Here is a 20,947-nt window from a genome sequence, read left to right as displayed (position 1 = left end):
TTACAGTTTAGCAAAAGAAATCAAGGAAGTGTAGGGAGGACTTTCATTAGACGTTTATTTATCACCCGCTTACGCTCACAAGCGGGAGTGAGGGTCTTCTTGGTTCAGGATGATAAAAAAGGAATCTGGCGTTTGGTTGTCGAATGACATGAGAGAAGAATGCATGAAGAAAGGGAGAGGAATGATGTCCGCATTTCAAGCGTTTGTCGTCAACAAAACCGAAACAGAATTTACCGCCGGCGTGCAGACGATATCCATGGATGATTTGCCGGAAGGAGACGTCGTTGTCCGCGTCCATTATTCAAGCGTCAACTACAAAGATGGATTGGCGTCCATTCCGGACGGCAAAATTGTGAAAACGTATCCGTTCGTGCCGGGAATTGATTTGGCCGGGGTGGTTGTCTCGTCGCAACATCCGCGCTTCCGCGAAGGGGACGAGGTGATCGCGACCGGATATGAAATCGGTGTGACGCATTTCGGGGGCTACAGCGAGTACGCCCGGCTGCACGGCGATTGGCTCGTGCCGCTGCCAAAAGGGTTGACGTTGAAAGAAGCGATGGCGATCGGCACGGCTGGGTTCACGGCGGCATTGTCCATTCACAGGCTTGAGGAGCATGGGTTGACGCCGGAACGCGGACCGGTGCTTGTCACGGGGGCGACGGGCGGCGTCGGGAGTCTGGCTGTGTCGATGCTATCGAAGCGCGGCTATACGGTGGAAGCGAGCACAGGCAAAACGGCGGAGCACGACTATTTGCGCGCCCTCGGCGCCAAGGAAGTGTTGACGCGCGAAGACGTCACGGCTGAACGCATTCGTCCGCTTGATAAGCAGCGCTGGGCCGCGGCGGTCGACCCGGTCGGCGGCCGGACGCTGGCGACGGTGTTAAGCCGCATCCGCTACGGCGGAGCGGTGGCGGTGAGTGGACTGACCGGAGGGGCGGAAGTGCCGACGACGGTCCATCCGTTTATTTTGCGCGGTGTCAGCTTGCTTGGCATCGATTCTGTCTATTGTCCAATGGATGTGCGCCTCCGCATTTGGGAGCGGCTCGCTGGCGACTTAAAGCCGGATTTGGAGCGGATTGCTCAAGAGATTTCGCTCGCTGAATTGCCGCAAGCGCTTAAGCGCATTTTGCGCGGCGAACTGCGCGGCCGGATGGTGGTGCGGCTGGGATGACGTTTGGGACGCGGTCTGCTTGAAGCAACGCCAAAAGCTCGATGCTTCCACATTCCTTCTTGTTTTGTCCTTGACACGAACACTTCCTAAAAGGTCGGTGAAAAACGATCATTTTCGTCAAATGGGTGGTTTTTTTTGGAAAAGAAGAGACATTTTTACAAGGTTTCTTAACTTGAGAAGGGATATTGTTGAGCTGATTTTTTCATTAAATCACCAGTCTTCTAAAAGAGTGAAGGGGACGGGGGAGGCAGGCGTGCAGAAGAATAAGAGAAAGACGCAGGAAGCAGCGCCTGCGTCTTTTTTATCCCCGCAATTGGTACCGCTCCAGCTCGGAGAAAAAGTCTTTCACAAACCGGTAAAACACTTTCACCGACGGGGCGAGCTCGTGATGGTCGGAGACGATGATGCCGACATTTCGCTTCACTTGCGGCATTTCAATCGGCACTTTGGCGGCGTAGCGAAGCAAGCTTTCCGACAGGGCGCTCTCCGGCAAGAGGGTCACGCCGATGCCGGCGGAGACAAGCCCTTTAATGGCATCGAGATCTTCGCCTTCCGATGAGATGTTGGGCGAAAATCCGGCTTGGTGGCAAGCGTCAATGACGATTTGATGCAAAATGTATCCCTTTGGAAACGTAACAAACGGGTCGTGGCGCAGTTCGTTTAACACGATCCGGTCGCGGCGAGCGAGCGGATGGCTGTTCGGCAGGAGGGTCGCAAACGGTTCAGAAAATAAAATTTCCCCTTTGATGCCGATTTCGCGTGCGGGAATTGGTCCAAGAAAGGCCAAGTCAATTTCCCGTTTTTTCACCGCTTCGATTAAATAATAGTACGACCCTTGGCGGAGATGGAACGAGACGTTTGGGTGTTCCGCTTTAAAGGCGGAGATGACCATGGGCATCATGTGGCTTGCCAGGCTTGTCGGAAACCCGATTTTAATCGTCCCGCGCTCCGGGTCTAAATATTCTTCGATTTGTTGCTTTGCATCATCGACCGCCTTCAACACCGCTTCGGCGTGCGGCAAAAAATGACGGCCGATGGGGGTGAGCTTCACGTTCCGCCCTTCCCGTTCAAAAAGCTGCACGCCAAGCTCCGCTTCTAAGTTTGCGATTTGCCGGCTGATCGCCGACTGCGCGACATGGAGGGCATCGGCGGCTTCGGAGACGTGTTCGCGCCGGGCGACTTCCACGAAATATTGCAGCTGCCGCAGCTCCATTTTTCTCCCTCCTTTTGATTGATCGCAAAATGAGATGGATTTTATCTAAATTATATATTGTTTATATTAATTTTGAAAACTACAATGAATATTACAGACAATTCGGAACGGGAGGGGAAGGCAGCATGAAACACTACGGATTACCGGAAGCACAAGGGTTATATCGCCCGGAATTTGAGCATGATGCATGCGGGATCGGGTTTTATGCGCATTTGAAAGGAAAACCGTCACATGACATTATCGAAAAAGCGCTCCATATGCTTCGCCAGCTTGAACACCGCGGCGGACAAGGGAGCGATCCGGAAACGGGCGATGGCGCGGGCATTATGACGCAAATTCCGCATGAGTATTTTCAAGCGGTGTGCGGCGGGATGAACTTGCCGGAAAAAGGGCGCTACGGGGTCGGGATGTTCTTTTTGCCGGAAGAGGAAGCGAAACGGGCGTACTATGAATCGATGTTCAATGAGATCGTCGCTCAAGAAGGGCAACGGCTGCTCGGATGGCGGACAGTTCCAGTTGATCGTGAAAAGCTTGGCAAACTGGCGCGGCAAAGCCAGCCGTTCATCCGCCAAGTGTTTGTCGCGGCAAGTGATGACGTGGCTGATGAGTTGGCGTTTGAACGGAAGCTGTATGTGATCCGCAAACAATTCGAAAAATGTGTGGAAAACAACGAGTGCTATGTAGCGAGCTTCTCGAGCCGGACGATCGTTTATAAAGGGTTGCTTACGCCGGAACAAATCGATGCGTTTTATTTGGATTTGCAAGATGAACGGTTCCGTTCGGCGTTTGCCCTCGTGCACTCGCGCTTCAGCACGAACACGTTCCCGAGCTGGGAGCGGGCCCATCCGAACCGCTATTTGATCCATAACGGCGAGATCAACACGCTGCGCGGCAATGTCAACTGGATGACGGCGCGCGAGAAACAATTTGTGTCGGAAGCGTTCGGCGCGGATTTGGAAAAAGTCGTGCCGATTTTGGATACGAACGGCAGCGACTCGTCGATTTTGGACAATGCGTTTGAATTTTTCGTTCTCGCTGGCCGGAAGCCGGCCCATGTCGCGATGATGCTCATTCCGGAACCGTGGTTTTGGGATGAGCAGATGGACGGGGCGAAAAAGGCGTTTTACGAGTACCACAGCTGTCTCATGGAGCCGTGGGACGGACCGACGGCGATTTCGTTCACCGACGGCAAGCAAATCGGCGCCATTTTGGACCGGAACGGTTTGCGTCCGGCCCGCTATTATGTCACCAAAGACGACTACATTATTTTCTCATCCGAAGTCGGCGTCATCGATGTTGACCCGAACAACATTTTATATAAAGAGCGGCTGAGCCCGGGGAAAATGCTGTTGGTTGACCTCGAGCAAGGGCGCATCATCTCTGACCAGGAAATCAAGGAAGAAATGGCTCATGAAAAGCCATATCGCCAATGGATCAACGAGCAAATGATCACGCTTGGCGATCTGGAAATTCCGGAGGACGTCGAAGCGCCGAAGCAGCTTGTCAAGCTGCAAAAAGCGTTCGGCTACACGTTTGAAGATGTGGAAAAAACGATTTTGCCGATGGCGGCGGAAGGAAAAGATCCGACCGGCGCTATGGGCATGGACGCGCCGCTTGCCGTGCTGTCGGAGCGGCCGCAAAGTTTGTTCAACTACTTCAAGCAGCTGTTCGCCCAAGTGACAAATCCGCCGATTGATGCGATCCGCGAATATGTCGTCACCTCGACGATGACGCTGCTTGGCAAAGAAGGGAACATTTTGCATCCGGACGCCAAAGCGGCGCGGCGCATCCGCTTGGAAACTCCGCTATTGACGAACGAAGAGCTCGCAGCGTTAAAAGCCAATCCGTACCCGGAATTTGCGTGCGCGGTGCTGCCTACGCTGTTTACTGATGATTTGAAACAGGCGCTTGATGAGCTGTTTGCCAAAGCGGATGAAGCGATCGAAAACGGCGCGGCGCTCCTCGTGTTGTCCGACCGCGGCGTTGATGACACGCATGTGGCGATTCCGGTGTTGCTGGCGGTAAGCGGGCTTCATCAACACCTTGTCCGCAACGGGACGCGCACAAACGTCAGCCTGCTGGTCGAAAGCGGCGAAGCGCGGGAAGTGCACCATTTTGCGGCGCTCATCGGCTACGGGGCGGACGCCATCAACCCGTACTTGGCGCTCGAGACCATCCGCCAGGCGTCAGAAAACGGCGTCATCGCCTTGTCGTACCGGGAAGCAGCGAAAACGTACATCAAGGCGGCTGTTGACGGCGTCGTCAAAGTGATGTCGAAAATGGGCATTTCGACGGTGCAAAGCTACCGCGGCGCGCAAATTTTTGAAGCGGTCGGCATCGGCGACGATGTCATTGAGGAATACTTCACCGGCACGGCGTCGCAAATCGGCGGCATCGGGCTTGCGGAAATTGCGAAAGAAGCGAAAATGCGCCACGAAGCCGCTTTCGGAGCGCGGCATGAAGACGATGTGCTCGATGCAGGCAGCGAGCTGCAATGGCGGCGCAACGGCGAACATCACGCGTTCAATCCGAAGACGATCCATTTGCTGCAGTGGGCGTGCCGGAAAAACGATTACAACCTCTATAAACAATATTCGAAACTGGCCAATGAAGAACAGTTGACGTTCTTGCGCAATTTGTTCGATTTCGATTCGAGCCGGCAACCGGTGCCGATTGAGGAAGTCGAACCGGTCGAGTCGATCGTCCGCCGCTTTAAAACAGGGGCCATGTCGTTCGGTTCGATCAGCCAGGAAGCCCATGAGGCGCTGGCGATCGCCATGAACCGGATCGGCGGAAAAAGCAACAGCGGCGAGGGCGGCGAAGACCCGGCCCGCTATGTGAAAGATGAAAACGGCGACTGGCGCCGCAGCGCGATCAAACAAGTGGCGTCCGGACGTTTTGGCGTAAAAAGCCATTATTTGGTCAATGCCGATGAATTGCAAATCAAAATGGCCCAAGGAGCAAAACCGGGTGAAGGCGGGCAGCTTCCGGCCAACAAAGTGTATCCGTGGGTCGGCAAAGTGCGCGGCTCAACGCCAGGGGTGGAGCTCATCTCTCCGCCGCCGCACCATGACATTTACTCGATTGAAGATTTGGCCCAACTCATTTATGATTTGAAAAACGCCAACAAAGATGCGCGCATCAGCGTGAAGCTCGTCGCCAAAGCCGGCGTTGGCACGATCGCCGCTGGCGTGGCGAAAGGGAACGCCGATGTCATTGTCATCAGCGGCTATGACGGCGGCACGGGCGCTTCGCCGAAAACGAGTATTAAACATGCCGGCCTGCCGTGGGAGCTTGGTTTGGCGGAAACGCATCAGACGCTCATGCTCAATGGGTTGCGCGACCGCGTCGTTCTAGAAACCGACGGCAAATTGATGACCGGCCGTGACGTTGTGATGGCGGCGCTGTTTGGGGCCGAAGAATTCGGATTTGCGACGGCACCGCTCGTCGTTTTAGGCTGTGTCATGATGCGCGTCTGCCATTTGGATACATGCCCGGTCGGCGTGGCGACGCAAAATCCGGAACTGCGCAAAAAATTCACCGGGAAGCCAGAACATGTCGTCAACTTTATGTACTTTGTCGCTCAAGAAGTGCGGGAAATTATGGCGGAGCTCGGCTTCCGCACGATCGACGAAATGGTCGGCCGCGTCGATGTCTTGAAGGTAAGCGAGCGGGCGAAAGCGCATTGGAAAGCGAAACATCTCGATCTGTCGCGTCTTCTGTACCAAGTCGATGGACCGCGCACTTGCATCAAAGGGCAAAACCATCGTTTGGAAGAGACGCTTGATCATACAGAAATTTTGCCGGCGGTGCAGCCAGCGCTTGAACGGCAGGAGCCGGTCGAACTTCACCTCGCCATCCGCAACGTCCACCGCACGGTCGGGGCGATGACCGGCAGCGAGATTTCGAAACGCTACGGTGAGGAAGGGTTGCCGGATGATACGATCCGCCTCCATTTCACCGGATCGGCCGGGCAAAGTTTTGCGGCGTTTGTGCCGAAAGGGATGACGCTCGAGCTCGTCGGCGACGCGAACGACTACGTCGGCAAAGGGCTTTCCGGCGGCAAAGTGATCGTCCGTCCGCCGCATGAGGCGCCGTTTGCCGCAGCGGACAATGTCATTATCGGCAACGTCGCTTTCTACGGGGCGACGAGCGGCGAGGCGTACATTCGCGGCCGCGCCGGTGAACGGTTCTGTGTGCGCAACAGCGGCGTTCATGCCGTTGTTGAGGGAGTCGGCGATCACGGGTGTGAATATATGACCGGCGGCCGCGTCGTCATCCTCGGTTCGGTTGGCAAAAACTTCGCCGCTGGCATGTCCGGGGGCATCGCTTACGTTCTCGCTGACGAAGACAGCTGGCAGCAAACCGCCAACCTTGAGCTCGTCTCGTTTGAGCGGCTCGAAGACGAGGAAGAAATTCGCGACGTGCGTCGGATGATCGAAAACCATTACCGCTATACGGGAAGCCCGCGGGCGGCGTTAGTGCTCGAAGAGTGGGATGCGTATGTCCGCCGGTTTGTCAAAGTCATTCCACACAACTACAAACTGATGGTGGAAACGATTCAAGCGCTCGAACAATCCGGGTTTTCGTATGATGAAGCTGCCTTGGCGGCGTTTGAAACGGTGGCGAAACGGAAAAAAGCGGCTGCCGTCGGTGTCCATGTGTTGCAAGCGGCCGCGAAATAAGGTCTTCCTTTCGGGCGGCTGTGGCATGGCGGCGCCGCTTTGGCCCCGCGGCCGCGCGGGGCTCGCTTTTTGACTGGCCTAACAGGCGGGAAGGCCGCATCGGGGAGAAGAGAGGACGTGTACGGAAAGAAGGAGGGGGAACCATCGTGGGAAAAGCAACAGGGTTTATGGAATATGCACGCGAGGAGGAAAAAAAGCGCGACCCGCTTTCCCGTCTTGATGATTGGAAAGAATATACACAGCCGTTTTCGGAAGAGGTGCTGGCCCGCCAAGGCGCCCGCTGTATGGACTGTGGCACGCCGTTTTGTCATATGGGATTGGAGCTGAACGGCCTTACCTCGGGGTGTCCGGTGCACAACTTGATCCCAGAATGGAACGATTTGGTGTACCGAGGGCGCTGGAAAGAAGCGCTTGACCGACTTTTAAAGACCAATAATTTCCCGGAATTTACTGGACGCGTCTGTCCGGCGCCATGCGAAGGATCGTGCACGGTGGCCATTTCCGACCCAGCGGTTGCGATTAAAGGAATCGAACGGGCCATTATTGATAAAGGGTTTGCTGAAGGATGGGTGAAACCGCGCATCCCGAAGACGCGCACGGGGAAAAAGGTGGCCATCGTCGGCTCCGGCCCGGCCGGGTTGGCCTGCGCTGACCAACTCAACCAAGCCGGCCATTCGGTGACGGTGTATGAGCGGGCTGACCGCATCGGCGGCTTATTGATGTACGGCATTCCGAATATGAAGTTGGAAAAAGAAGTGGTCGAGCGGCGGGTGCGTCTGCTCGAAGAGGAAGGCATCACGTTTATTACGAACACCGAAGTCGGCAAAGATATTATGGCTGACGAACTTCGTGCTCAGTACGACGCCGTCGTCTTGTGCATCGGTGCGCAAAAGCAGCGCGATTTGGCCATTGAAGGCCGGGAGCTTGAGGGGGTCCATTTTGCGATGGATTATTTGACCGGCGTGACGAAAAGTTTATTGGATTCGAATTTTGCCGACGGCCAGTTTATCGATGCCAAGGGAAAACGTGTCATCGTGATCGGGGGCGGCGACACGGGGGCCGACTGCGTGGCGACCGCGCTGCGCCAAGGCTGCAAAAGCGTCGTCCAGTTTGGCAAACACCCGGCTTTGCCGGACAAGCGCCCAGACAATAACCCTTGGCCGCAATATCCGCTCGTTTTCACGCTTGATTATGCGTATGAGGAAGCGAAGGCGAAATTTGGGGCAGACCCGCGTCAATATTGCATTCAAACGAAAAAAATCGTAGGCGACGAGCACGGCCGCGTGAAAGAGCTGCATACGATTCAAATGGAAAAAATCATTGATGAAAACGGCAAAGCGATCTTTAAAGAAATTCCGGGGACGGAACAAGTATGGCCGTGTGATTTGGTGTTTATCGCCATCGGGTTTGAAGGGCCAGAGCAGCCGTTGTTGAAGCAGTTTGGCGTTGAAACGATCAACAACAAAGTGAAAGCCCCATACGGCAAATATACAACAAACATCGAGGGCGTGTTTGCGGCTGGCGACGCCCGCCGCGGCCAAAGCCTGATCGTTTGGGCGATCCACGAGGGCCGGGGGGCGGCCCGTGAAGTGGACCGGTTCCTGATGGGAGAGACGAAGCTGCCGTCGTAACGGTTGTTTCCTCCTTAAAAAGTGTTGCTTTTTAAGGAGGATTTTTCTTTTGTTCATGAAAATATATTAAGTTATAATGAGGAACTTTCAATGTTTCCTTTTGGTTTGATCTCCGTACAAATCGACTTTGATATCCAGTGGTGGGCAACCGACTGATGCGGTTGTGAGGAAGCATCAACAAGGAGTGAGTCAGAGTGAACCGACGATTATGGATGATAGCGGCTGTCGGCGCGGTCTTTTTTTTGGCTGTTTGGGCAAGCGTGGCAGCCGGGGTGACAAAGGCGGCTGACGAAGGTGGGCTGCAGCTGTTTGATTCATGGCAATGGCTCGATCCGTTTACGTTTCTCGGCAATGAGAAAACAATAGGCATCATCAGTGTGATGCTTGTCATTGGTTTATGGTTTTTCCGCCGCGATGTCTATGGAATGGTGTTGGTTGTCGTCGCTGTTGGTGGGGGGTATGGCATCAACGAATGGATCAAGCATGTTGTGGGGCGGGAGCGCCCGCCGCATGCCGAGATCGGGGGGTTCAGTTTTCCGAGCGGCCACGCGATGATCGGGACGATTTACTTGCTGCTTTTAGCGTATTTTTTGGCGCAAACGCGCACCAAGCGTGGAGAACGGGCGGCCATTTACGGCGTGTTTGCGGCGCTGGCGCTCTTAACTGGCTTAAGCCGGTTAAGCTTGCAAGTGCATTATCCGTCTGATGTGCTTGGCGGGTTTGTGCTTGGCGGTGCTTACTTGGCGGCCTGTCTTGCTCTTTATCGGATGTGGATTCATCGAGGCGGCCGTTTGTAGCTGATCATCAAAAAATCATTTTTTGCCCCATGTTGATTTGATGATGAAGCCGATTCATCGGTTTGATTTAGCGTCTGATCTTGTCGAAAAGGAGAAGAAAATCTCTTTTTCTATACTATGACGTTGTGTGGGACAATGATACAATGGGGGAAAGGAGGTGAGAAACGATGAGCCAAGCCGAACTCGTGCAACTAATGGCTGAATTGCTTGACCAAAAGTTGAATCCGATCCACATGCGGCTCGATCGGATCGAAGGCGATGTCCGGGCCCTTCAAGAAGGACAAGCGCGTTTGGAAGGCGAGATCCAAGCGCTGAAAGAAGGACAGGCGCGCTTGGAAGGTGAAGTGCAGTTGTTGCAAGAGGGGCAAGCCCGCTTGGAACAGCGGCTTCACCGGGTGGAAGAGGATGTGCGCACATTAAAAGCGGACATGGACATGGTCAAAGGCGACGTGCAAACGTTGAAAGCGGACATGGACGCGGTCAAAGGTGACGTGCAAACGTTGAAAGCGGACATGGACGCGGTCAAAGGCGACGTGCAAACGTTGAAAGCGGACATGGACGCGGTCAAAGGCGACGTGCAAACGTTGAAAGCGGACATGGACATGATCAAGGGCGACGTGCAAACGCTCAAAGAAGGGCAACAACGGCTTGAAGCGAAAGTTGAACGGGTCGAAGAAAAAGTTGACAACCTCGCAACAGAAATGCGGAGCCACTTTCGCCACATCGAGAACATGCTTCATAAGCATCAGGCCGCTCTTGATCTGGCTTCGCGCGAGTTCTCTTCCAAACAGGCATCCATCGATTATTTGATGAAAAAAGTGACAGAGCATGATATGGAAATTTTCCACTTAAAAAATTATCTCCAACCATAATGTTCTTCACCGCAACAAAGAAAAAAGTCTAAAAGGCCGGTGGTAACTAGGAAAATGCGATGGAATAAGGCGTGTTTTCACTGGTCTTCTAGACAGCTTTTTCAGCATATGCTTTATAGAGGAAAGATCTGAGTCACAGGGAGGAAGCGATATGGCGGCCCGGATCGTGAAAACGGGGTATGCGTTGGCGTTTTTGTGCATCATTGCCGGCATTGTGTATTTTTTTGCCGCCAACTGGCCGGGGATGGGGCGAGAGGTGAAAGTCGGAATCAGCATCGGCATGATGGCGGCATTTTACATCGCAAGCGCGGCGCTTTGGGGCCGCCATCGTTTCTTAGGGCGCTGGATGCTGATCGGCGGGGTGTTGTCATTTGGCATTGCGTTGGCGTTGCTTGGACAAATTTACAATTCGCATGCTGACAGTTATTGGCTGTTTCTTGCCTGGCTTGCGCCGACCGCTTTGTTGGCGCTGCTGACAAAAGAACGGGTGCTGTCCGTGATCGCGATTGGGTTGTTGCAGCTTGCGTGCTGGTTTTATTATTTTCCGTCCGCTTATCGGATTGAGTGGACGGAATGGTCGTCGTTTGGTTTGCTCTTATTGTTTGCAGCGATCAACGGCGTGCTGGTTGGTGTCAGCCGTACGCCGTTAGTCGCCCATCTCGCTTATATTGCCATGCAAGGTTGGCTGCTTGTGATTGACGTAACCGGTTTTTCCTATGGGCGCGACGCATGGTGGCCATACGTGTATACCGTGTTGCTCGCCGTGTTGCTTTATTATTTTCTTGTCATCGCCAAGCAGCGGCCGTACGTGTTGTTGACGAGTTTGTTTGCTGGACTGTTTTTGTTCATTCAATACATTCGCTTGCTCGCAGATCATTTTGAAACGTGGCTGCTTCTCATTGGGCTTATGGCGGCCGCTGCTGTGCTGTGCGGCGGCGTTGTGCTATTGCGGCGGGCTGGGCTGTTTTCAGCGGAGACGAAAGCTGGAAGGCGTTTTTTGGCGTCGTTTCAAGCGATTGTCACGCTTGCGGCTTCCGCGTTGGCCATACAAAGCCTGCTTGGCTTGTATTTCCTTTGGACAGAGTCATGGTCGCCTTACGTGCTCTTTTTCATTTCCATCTTTGGGTTTGTCGTTCCCGCCTCATTTGGCTGGCATTGGAATCCGGTCGTTCGTTATACACTGCTGGCTGTTGGCTATGGGCTCGGGGTGGCGATGGCGTGGGAGGTCTCGCGGTCGACTCTGTTCCTCTATGCCATTGGGCTTGCGATTGGCGTCATCCGATCATCAGACAGCGGAGTGCGCCGGTTGACGACGGCGGCGCTGACGGTCTATTTAGGGATCGCCTTAAGTTCGGTGATGGATGACGGCCGGATGGTGTTGCTCACCTTGGCTTTGGTCAACGGCGGGTTGTATGCGTATGGCCGCTTTCGCGAAACGCCGTTTCTCACTCCGCTTGTCTTGGCGTTCGGCGCGCTTGGGATTGCGACAAGCGTTGATGTGTTTGCGGCTGATGGACTGTACGTGACGTTGAATATCGCCATGATTTTGGCGCTTGCCTTCTTTCTTTTCCGCGGTCGGCAACTGGAGCGGAAGACCGCTTGGGTGTACACAGCGCTTTATCTCGTGCTGAAATATTATGAACTCGCATGGAATTTGCTTCATAAATCGGTCAGTTTGCTGGCGGCGGGAGCGGTGTTGCTCGCATGGGCGGTATGGCTTGAGAAACGAAATGGCTTCACATGGAGGCTGGGCGTGCGCTGGGGGCGGCGCGTTTCGTTGTTGACGCTCATAGTCGTGATCGCTCAATTTTCATTTTTAGGTTATACCGTGTGGCAAAAAGAACGATTGTTGCGATATGGTGATGTAGTAAAGTTGGAACTTGAACCGTTGGATCCACGTTCCATGTTGCAAGGGGATTATATTCAGCTTCGGTACGATATTTCCACCATTCCGTCGCTTGACGGAAGCGGACGGGTGCAAGTCGGGCTGCGAAAAGGAGAGGACGGGGTGCACCGTTTGGCTGGCGTATATATGGTCAATGGGGAAAAAAGGCCGGGATACACGCCGCAACCGGGGGATGTGATCATCACCGGTACGTTTCACGGCCCGCAAGTCCTGTATGGCATTGAATCGTATTTCATTCCGGAAAAAACGGGGATGAAACGGCAAGAGAATGTTCGGTTTGCCTATGTGCGCGTGAGCGAAAACGGTGATGCGCTGCTCGAAGCGATCCGTGCTGAATAAGGATGGCGGGGGAAGCAGGAAAAACTACTCCCCCGCGTAACGATCCAGCACGCGGTCAACCGCGCTGCCGTATGTTTCGCCAAATAAATTTAGATGAACGAGCAAGTAAAACAGCTGGTAGAGTGGTTTTCGGCCATGATAATCAGCCGAGAGCGGCATAAGCTCGCGATAGCTCTCATAAAACCGGACTGGGAAGCCGCCAAACAGCTCGGTAAACGCGATCTCAAACTCATGATGGCCATATAAAACAGACGGATCGATCAAATACGGCACTCCGTCTGGTCCTGGAATCCAGTTGCCGCTCCATAAATCGCCATGCAAAAGCGACGGAAAACAGTCATCCGGGAGCCATTGGTCAAGCCGCTCGAGCAGCCATTCGAGACGTTTGCGCCGCTTGACGGGCAGGAGGCCTCTCTCCGCCGCTCGCGTTATTTGTGGTCTAAGGCGGGCGTCGCGGTAATAGTCGGTCCAGCGGCCGTACCAGCCGTTGCGCTGCGGCAGCATGCCGATATAGGTATCGCGGTCAAGCCCGAACGCCGGTCCGCGGCATTGATGGAGGCGGGCAAGGCCGCGGCCGAGCTGTTCGGCCGTCTGTTCCGTTTCTGTTCCTTCGATCCACTCCAAGACGAGCCAGCCCCAGCCGTCCGCTTCCCCGAAGCCGAAGGTATGCGGAACGTTGATGGCACGTGCTTGCCTGATCAGCTCGAGGCCCATCTGTTCGGCAGCGAAAAATCCACTCGGCGGGAAACGTTGCATTTTGATAAAGTACGTTTGTTTGCCGCTTTGGACGCGATAGACGTCATTGATGTCGCCGCCTGATACGCGGCGCCAATGGCGGATGTGGGAGTGGTCGCCGATCGATTCGAGCGCCATTTGCAACATCGTTTCTTTGGTCATGGATCCACCTCCGCCAACTGCTCATTGAGCTCGTTCAGCACTTCACCGATTTTTCGCTGATGGATGACAGCATCGGCGAGATCGTCCAGTTCCGTCGGTTCCCAATTGATGATCACGAGTTTAGCCCCACTCCGCTTGGCAACAAGCGGCAGCTGGTTGGCTGGGGATACCTGCAGAGAGGAGCCGAGCACAACGAACAAGTCCGCTTGGCGGGCCGCTTCCCACGCTTGATCGATGGCTTTCTCCGGCAGCGGCTCGCCAAACAGCACGACCGACGGGCGCAAAACTCCGCCGCATTCGCACGTCAACACACCGTGCAAATAGACAAAGCTGGGTTTTGACTCCCCGCACCGCTGACAATGGACGGTGCGGAGCGAGCCATGAAGTTCGATGACGCGTCGGCTTCCCGCTTCTTGGTGAAAGCCATCGACATTTTGCGTCACAATCGTTTGCACGATCCCGCGCCGCTCCCAATCGGCCAATAAGCGGTGTCCGTCATGCGGTTGGCATTGTTGCAAGGTGCGAATGCGATATTGGTAAAACTCGACGAACGATTCACGGCGATGGTACAGCGCATCGATGGTAGCGAGTTCGCTCGGGTTAAAACGCGCCCACAGCCCGGTGCGCGGCGAGCGGAAATCGGGCAGCCCGCTTTCGGTTGACATGCCGGCGCCGGTCAGCACGACGGTGTGGCGCGAGGCGGCCAGCCATGAGGTGATGGTCATTCTGTTTCCCTCCTTACTGTCGCAACCATAGCGACTCTCGTTTCTGCTGCTTCATACCTTTCCACCAATCATTTTACTTTTCCTTTTCACTCGTTTCCAGTATGATAGAAATGAAAGAAAAAAATGGACAAGGAGGCGGGAATCCATGAGCAAAAAAGTGTTGATCATCACCGGCGACGCTGTTGAGGCGCTGGAGGTGTATTATCCGTATTATCGTTTGTTGGAGGAAGGGCATGACGTAACGATTGCCGCGCCGAAGAAAAAGAAACTGCACACCGTTGTCCATGATTTTGCCGACTGGGATACGTATGTGGAAAAACAAGGCTATTTGATCGACGCCCATGCATCGTTCGCCGAGGTTGACCCGGCGCAATACGATGCGTTAGTCATTCCAGGCGGGCGGGCGCCGGAATACATTCGCCTTGATGAAAACGTGCAGCGCATCGTCCGTCATTTCTTTGAGGCGAATAAGCCGATTGCCGCAATTTGCCACGCCTCGCTCATTTTTGAAACGATGCCGGATTTGTTGAAAGGACGGAGCTTGACAGCGTATATTGCCTGCAAACCCGGTGTCGAAGCGCTCGGAGCAACGTATGTGTCTGACAATACGGTCCATGTTGACGGCAACCTTGTCTCCGCCCATGCGTGGCCGGATTTGCCGGCGTTTATGCGCGAGTTTCTCCGCTTGCTTCAATAGTGGAAGAGAATGGCCTCCCTTTGGGCTAAAGGAAGGGAGGCCGTTGTTTTGTTGTGTCGCCGACCGTTTGCCGTTCGGACCAACCGTGTGGGGCGGCAGGACAGATGGTTGCTTGGCGACCTCCGTTTTGTTCCGTGCTTTGATTGCCCAATAGATGCCGAATGGGACGGCCGCACCGGTGGCGAATTCGAAAATGGACCGCATAGCCCCAAGCCTAAACGCAATGCGGCGGTAAGCAAGAAGCGGCCGCGGCAAAGAGGTTGATGGAGGATAAGGGTTGTCTTTTTCCCATTCATGAGATAACATTTGTACCATAGAGTGTCTTACCATGAAATAGAGAAAAGGAAGGCGGTTATCTATGGCATTACCAGGCGGGGCAGCGATGAACATTACGATTCGTCTCCAGTTCGAAAAAGATATCGTCTCATTCAGCGATATCGCCGCCGCGATTGGCAAAGCGGGCGGGGACATTGTCGGAATTGACGTCATTTCATCAAGCAAAGTTCACACGGTGCGCGACATCACCGTCAGCGCCCTCGACACGAAGCAGTGCGATTTGATCATTGAGGCGCTGAAAAAAATTCGCGGTGTCAAAATCATCAACGTTTCCGACCGCACGTTTTTGATGCACATCGGGGGGAAAATTGAAACAAATTCAAAAATCCCAGTGAAAACGCGCGACGACTTGTCGCGGGTGTACACGCCGGGCGTGGCGCGCGTCTGCACGGCCATCGCTGAGGATCCGCGCAAGGCGTATTCGCTGACGATTAAACGGAATACGGTCGCCGTTGTCTCGGATGGCACGGCGGTGCTCGGGCTTGGCGACATCGGCCCGTATGCGGCGATGCCGGTCATGGAAGGGAAAGCGATGCTGTTTAAGGAATTTGCCGGAGTGGACGCGTTCCCGATTTGTTTGGATACGAAAGACACGGAAGAAATCATTCAAATTGTGAAAGCGATCGCCCCGGCGTTTGGCGGCATTAATCTCGAAGACATTTCCGCTCCGCGCTGCTTTGAGATTGAAAAGCGGTTGAAGGAAGAGCTTGACATCCCGGTGTTCCATGACGACCAACACGGCACGGCGGTCGTGCTCTTGGCCGGGTTGCTTAATGCGTTGAAAATCGTCGACAAAAAGCTCGAGGACATTAAAGTGGTTCTCACCGGCATTGGCGCCGCTGGCATCGCCTGCACGAAAATTTTGCTTGCGGCCGGCGTACGCAACATTATCGGGGTCGACCGCCACGGCGCCATCCATCGCGATGAAACGTATGAAAATCCGTATTGGCAAGAATATGCGCAAATCACGAACCCGGATAATCTGAAAGGAAGCTTGTCCGATGTCATCGCCGGCGCAGATGTGTTTATTGGCGTCTCAGCTCCCGGCATTTTAAAAGTGGAAGATGTGAAAAAAATGGCGCGCGACCCGATCGTGTTTGCGATGGCCAACCCGATTCCGGAAATTGATCCGGAGCTGGCCGAACCGTACGTGCGCGTTATGGCGACCGGACGTTCTGATTATCCGAACCAAATTAACAACGTCCTTTGCTTCCCGGGCATTTTCCGCGGGGCGCTCGACTGCCGGGCGAGAGAAATTAACGAGGAAATGAAGCTTGCCGCTGCGAAGGCGATTGCCTCTGTCGTGACGGAGGATGAATTGAACGAAACATACATCATCCCGAGCGTCTTCAACAGCAAAGTCGTTGAACGCGTCAGACAAGCGGTCATCGAAGCCGCTTACCGCACTGGGGTGGCGCGGAAGGACAATATCCCGGTTGGCGGATATACAGGGCAGTAAAGCAAGGAATGCGATGGAACCGACGGACGGCTTCCTTTATAGGGGAAGCCGTTTTTTTGGCTGCAGGAGCGGGTCTAACTGTGGCTGCGGCGGGCTAAATCTAGTTTAGGGATAGGAAATCAAGCGCTTAAGGGGCGAATGGCCGATGATCAATCAATATTTCCAAAAAATCAATGAACATCTGGAACTCGTTTTAAGCCATGAAAAGGACAATCTAAAAAAGGCCGCCCATATGGTAAGCGAAGCGATTCAAAACGGCGGAATCGTTCAGTTATTCGGATGCGGCCACTCCCATATTTTGACAGAGGAAGTGTTTTACCGGGCGGGAGGGCTTGTTCCGGTGAAACCGATCTTTGTCGAGCCGCTGATGCTTCACGAAGGGGCGGTGCGGTCGTCCATGTTGGAGAGAATGAATGATTTGGCACAAAATTTTATCAATCATGAGGATATCCGTCCTGAAGATGTGTTTTTTGTTTTGTCCACATCGGGGCGCAATCCTGTTCCGATTGATGTGGCGTTGGCAGCAAAGGAGAAAGGGGCGTACACGATCGCGATTACATCTTTGGAATATTCGAAGAGTCAACCGTCGCGGCATAAGAGCGGTCGGTTATTGTATGAAGTGGTGGACTTGGTGATTGACAATCATTGTGTGAGAGGAGACGCGATTTTAGCTCATCCGAATGTTTCCGTTCCATTTGCCCCTACTTCGACCGTGATCGGCAGCGCGATTTTAAACGCCGTTTTCGCCGAGGCGATTGTCCTCATGGCGGAAAATGGAATAGAACCGCCGATCTTTTTAAGCGGCAACATTGAGGGGGCGGACGAACATAACCGCCGATGGGTGGAGAAATATAAAGAACGCATTCCGGTGTTGGTTAAGGGGCATCAACTATCGCAATAGAAGAGGCGCTCTATAGCCAACCGCCATCCGTTCTTGCTAAAATAGTAGCAAACGATGAGACGGTGGGGGATGGAGATCGATGCGCTTTGACGAACGGGTGCGGCTGTATGCCGATAAGCTCCTCTTTTACAATTCAACGCCAACGATAACGACGGCGGCGTTCCAATGGAACAAGCCGTTTTCGGGCGTTTTTCGCGCGAATCTCAACGAGGAGCCGCTTGACTCGCTCGCGGCGGACGAATGCGGGACGTTTGCCGTCGAGGTGAAGCCGAATGAAGTGCAAACGGTGCTCGTTGTCGACTAGGAACGAAAAAGATCATGACAGAAGCTGGGGCTGATCGCCACCAGCTTCTTTTTTAAAACAAGAATGTGAATATCTCCCCTGTTTTGTAACACAGCTGTAACAATTGTTAAACGAAATGGTCCAAAAAAGAGGCTGTCAACTCCCTTTTTCCTAGAAAAATGTGGGTGGCTAGAATAATAGAGGGGAAAAAGGAAGGGCAGTTAGTGAAAGGATGCCGCTTCCAATCGTTGCAACTGCCGTGATGGGCAGCCAACTGGCAATGAAAACAAGCGCTTGTTTTTCCAGGTGTTGCCAGCCTGCGTTTTTTCCATTTTAGCCCAAAAATATTACAAAAAACCCGTGTTATAATGAGGGCGAAGGCAAGGGAACAACGAAACCGTTCCTCTTCGAATCTCATCGTGTAGGCATGACTGACGGACGCAATATCTCTGAAACTTTCAAATAGAGGATACAAGGAGGAATTCCGATGAAGAAAAAAATGGTAGCAACAATCGCAGCTTCGGTCGCACTCGCCGGCGCTTCGTTCGCGGCAACGAAAACGGAAGCAGCTGGGACGACGTGTCCGACAGCGAATGCGTATCAAGTAAAATATGTCAGCACAAACGTTCAAGATTTTGAGAAATGGCTGCAACAATACTTCCCGTTCGTGTCGTTCCAACCCGTAAAACCGGCAACACAACAACCGGCGGCAAAACAGCCAACGACAAAACCGCAGGCGCCGGCAACGGTCAAACAGCCAGCGACGAAACCGGCTGCGAATACGCCAGCACCGGCGAAAACGCCAGCGACGGCCCCAACAGCAGCACCGCAAAAAGCAACTGGCTTAAACGCCTATGAGCAACAAGTCGTTGAACTGACGAATAAAGAGCGGGCAAAATACGGCTTGCCGCCGCTTCAAGTTGACTTGGCCCTCAGCAAAGTCGCACGCGAAAAATCGCGCGATATGGCCGTGAACCACTACTTCTCGCACAACAGCCCGACGTACGGTTCTCCATTTGAGATGATGAAAAAATTCGGCATCTCGTACACGGCTGCCGGGGAAAACATCGCCAAAGGCCAACGCACACCACAGGAAGTCGTCAATGCGTGGATGAACAGTGAAGGCCACCGCGCGAACATTTTGAACAAAAACTTTACGCACATCGGCGTTGGTTTTGAAGAAAATGGATATATTTGGACGCAGCAATTCATCCGCAAGTAAGAGACAAAAGAAATGCAAGTCGAGGGTGTCCCAAAAGGATCGGGACACTTTTTTTTATTATGTATATAGGCATGAAACAATATGTTGTGTTTGGTTTAAGGAAAAACACCCTTTTGGGTCAGCCCTTTTTTATTTGAAAAATATTTCTCCGATCCCCTATAAAAATATGATATAATTTCCAAAGAAATTCGAAAGACGAAAGATTAGGGGGACAGCGGATGCGAATACGCGATTGGGACCGCAACCTAAAAGTGCGCCTGTTTGGCGAGGCGCTCATGAATACGACCTTTTGGATGTTTTTTCCGTGAAAATCCCCACCACTTGGTGAGTGCGGTATACGCTCCTGATCCGTGAGGGTATACTGAAAATGGCCAAAAAAGGCAATAGGAAAGCAGAGGTGCCCGATTTTAGGCATCTCGTATAACCTGTCTGCCTTTTGGCTAGACTAAATAAGTTGTGGTTGGCGGAACGGCTCTTTGCGGGAGATCATGCAAAAGATGATCACCAACATCCGCCGAGCAATGGCGATGAGGGCTTTTTTCTTCCCGCACCGGGCCGCCAACGACCAAAACTTTCGGGACAAGGGATGCGTCTTGGATCGAGCTGCTGACCATGCCGCCTCGCATAACGCCGATCGGAGATGGGGATTGCCTTTTGTCGTGCGCGTGCTCTTTCGCTTTCCGGCGCTTTCATGGTTGCCGGGGGACAATCCAGTCCATGAAGCCGCCCGTTCCGGCGTTTCAAAGACGCTCATGTCGGTTCCCATCTCGGCTATGATGACGGCGGCGGTTTGTTTTTTCACTCCGGGCATGGTCATCAGCAGGTTCACTTCCTCGCGATACGGCTCGAGCAGGCGGTCGATGTGCTGGTCGACTTCTTCGATTAACTGCTCCAATTCCTCAACGTGTTTCCACAAGAGGCGAAGGAGACGGAGCTCGTGTTCGGTCAAGGTGCCGAGCAGCGAATCGTACACCGCTTGCTTTTTCTTTTTGAGCCTTCCGCGCAGGCATTGATCCAACTCGTCCTTGTCCACGTATCCCTTCTCAAGCAGCCGGGCGAGGATGTCTTTTCCGGAAACGCCGAAGAGATCGGAGAGGACCGAGCCGAGTTTGACATTGGAAGACTCGAGCACTTTTTGAATCCGGTTTTTCTCCGAAGTCAGCTGTCCGACCCACTTTTTGCGGAGGCGGGTAAAATCCCGCAATTCGCGAATATCCGCTGGGGGGACGAAACTTTTTTCAACGAGTCCATGGCGGAGCAGCTTGGCGATCCACTCGGCGTCAGAGACATCGGTTTTTCTTCCCGGGACATTTTTGATCCGCTGCGGATTGGCCAGTGTCAAGTCGACATAGCCCTCGAGGAAGGCGAAGACCGGTTTCCAATACACGCCGGTGGATTCCATGGCGACATGAGTAACGCCATGTTCTTCGAGCCACTCAAGCAGGTCGCCAAGTCCCTTCGAGAACGTGGAGAAGGTTTGAATGTCCTTTTGAATGTGTCCATCTTCTTCCCATAGCGCGCAGGCGACGATGGTTTCGGCATGAACATCCAATCCTGCGCAGCGAGGATAGATGACATCCATGATGAAAATCCTCCTTTTCGATGATCGAGTGCGCAAACAGCGAATCCACGGGAGAAATGCGGCAGTTTTCCGTTCGTCGTCACCTTTCCTCTATCACAGGAAAGGGCGGACAATGGGTGGTGCACCCAGTGGATTCAAACACTTTTCCGTACAGGGTCTAAGCCACCATTAAGCATAACGTCCTGTTGAACTGTTTGCGCCTATTCTTCATTATGGGAAGAAAAGGGGGAT

Annotated in this window: 15 protein-coding genes; 11 read left to right on the top strand and 4 right to left on the bottom strand. The window is 53.5% G+C overall.

Going from position 1 to position 20,947, the window contains the following annotated elements; all coding sequences use genetic code 11:
* The first annotated feature begins 184 nt into the window (after positions 1–184).
* Entirely contained in the window at positions 185–1,171 is a 987-nt protein-coding gene (locus ACVX3G_RS13210; RefSeq protein WP_021322068.1) for an NADPH:quinone oxidoreductase family protein, read from the top strand.
* A gap of 301 nt (positions 1,172–1,472) precedes the next feature.
* Here the strand turns inward: ACVX3G_RS13210 and gltC are convergent, their stop codons facing one another.
* Positions 1,473–2,384, bottom strand: coding sequence for a glutamate biosynthesis transcriptional regulator GltC (gene gltC / locus ACVX3G_RS13205; RefSeq protein WP_479454550.1), 912 nt, complete (start codon positions 2,382–2,384; stop codon positions 1,473–1,475).
* A gap of 125 nt (positions 2,385–2,509) precedes the next feature.
* On the opposite strand from gltC, the gene gltB reads away from it, so the two are divergent.
* The 5 genes from gltB (at position 2,510) to ACVX3G_RS13180 (ending at position 12,614) form a co-directional block, all read left to right on the top strand.
* Entirely contained in the window at positions 2,510–7,069 is a 4,560-nt protein-coding gene (gene gltB, locus ACVX3G_RS13200) for a glutamate synthase large subunit (RefSeq protein WP_021322067.1), read from the top strand.
* Between the two features lie 146 nt (positions 7,070–7,215).
* A complete protein-coding gene (locus ACVX3G_RS13195) occupies positions 7,216–8,700 on the top strand; it encodes a glutamate synthase subunit beta (RefSeq protein ID WP_011230928.1) in 1,485 nt (494 codons plus the stop codon).
* 212 nt (positions 8,701–8,912) lie between these two features.
* Positions 8,913–9,497 (top strand): phosphatase PAP2 family protein, encoded by a 585-nt coding sequence (locus ACVX3G_RS13190; RefSeq protein WP_021322066.1) that lies wholly within the window; start codon positions 8,913–8,915, stop codon positions 9,495–9,497.
* Positions 9,498–9,664: 167 nt separating this feature from the next.
* A complete protein-coding gene (locus ACVX3G_RS13185; protein ID WP_021322065.1) occupies positions 9,665–10,369 on the top strand; it encodes a hypothetical protein in 705 nt (234 codons plus the stop codon).
* A 151-nt stretch (positions 10,370–10,520) separates the two neighbouring features.
* A complete protein-coding gene (locus ACVX3G_RS13180; protein WP_014195612.1) occupies positions 10,521–12,614 on the top strand; it encodes a GDYXXLXY domain-containing protein in 2,094 nt (697 codons plus the stop codon).
* 24 nt (positions 12,615–12,638) lie between these two features.
* Here ACVX3G_RS13180 and ACVX3G_RS13175 read toward each other — a convergent pair whose 3' ends face one another.
* Positions 12,639–13,511: a fructosamine kinase family protein gene (locus tag ACVX3G_RS13175; protein ID WP_014195613.1), complete on the bottom strand. Its 873-nt coding sequence runs from the start codon at positions 13,509–13,511 to the stop codon at positions 12,639–12,641.
* A complete protein-coding gene (locus tag ACVX3G_RS13170) occupies positions 13,508–14,236 on the bottom strand; it encodes an NAD-dependent deacylase (RefSeq protein ID WP_014195614.1) in 729 nt (242 codons plus the stop codon). Before ACVX3G_RS13170 ends, ACVX3G_RS13175 begins: the two co-directional genes overlap by 4 nt.
* 145 nt (positions 14,237–14,381) lie before the next feature.
* Here ACVX3G_RS13170 and ACVX3G_RS13165 point away from each other — a divergent pair, with 145 nt between their 5' ends.
* The 5 genes from ACVX3G_RS13165 (at position 14,382) to ACVX3G_RS13145 (ending at position 19,134) form a co-directional block, all read left to right on the top strand.
* Positions 14,382–14,933, top strand: a complete 552-nt coding sequence (locus tag ACVX3G_RS13165; RefSeq protein ID WP_011230934.1) for a DJ-1/PfpI family protein — start codon at positions 14,382–14,384, stop codon at positions 14,931–14,933.
* Positions 14,934–15,291: 358 nt separating this feature from the next.
* The gene (locus tag ACVX3G_RS13160) at positions 15,292–16,728 is read left to right on the top strand and encodes an NAD-dependent malic enzyme (protein WP_014195615.1); all 1,437 of its coding nucleotides are present in this window, start codon (positions 15,292–15,294) and stop codon (positions 16,726–16,728) included.
* A gap of 145 nt (positions 16,729–16,873) precedes the next feature.
* Positions 16,874–17,629, top strand: coding sequence for an SIS domain-containing protein (locus tag ACVX3G_RS13155; protein WP_014195616.1), 756 nt, complete (start codon positions 16,874–16,876; stop codon positions 17,627–17,629).
* A gap of 79 nt (positions 17,630–17,708) precedes the next feature.
* Positions 17,709–17,933 (top strand): glycosyl hydrolase-related protein, encoded by a 225-nt coding sequence (locus tag ACVX3G_RS13150; RefSeq protein ID WP_013145591.1) that lies wholly within the window; start codon positions 17,709–17,711, stop codon positions 17,931–17,933.
* Between the two features lie 466 nt (positions 17,934–18,399).
* The gene (locus ACVX3G_RS13145) at positions 18,400–19,134 is read left to right on the top strand and encodes a CAP domain-containing protein (RefSeq protein ID WP_011230938.1); all 735 of its coding nucleotides are present in this window, start codon (positions 18,400–18,402) and stop codon (positions 19,132–19,134) included.
* 445 nt (positions 19,135–19,579) lie between these two features.
* Here the strand turns inward: ACVX3G_RS13145 and ACVX3G_RS13140 are convergent, their stop codons facing one another.
* Complete coding sequence (locus tag ACVX3G_RS13140; protein ID WP_014195317.1) at positions 19,580–20,716, bottom strand: IS110-like element ISGka2 family transposase; 1,137 nt, start codon at positions 20,714–20,716, stop codon at positions 19,580–19,582.
* Positions 20,717–20,947: the final 231 nt, after the last annotated feature.

Source organism: Geobacillus sp. PLS 41 (assembly GCF_056494105.1).
This window is presented reverse-complemented; position numbering and strand designations above follow the sequence as displayed.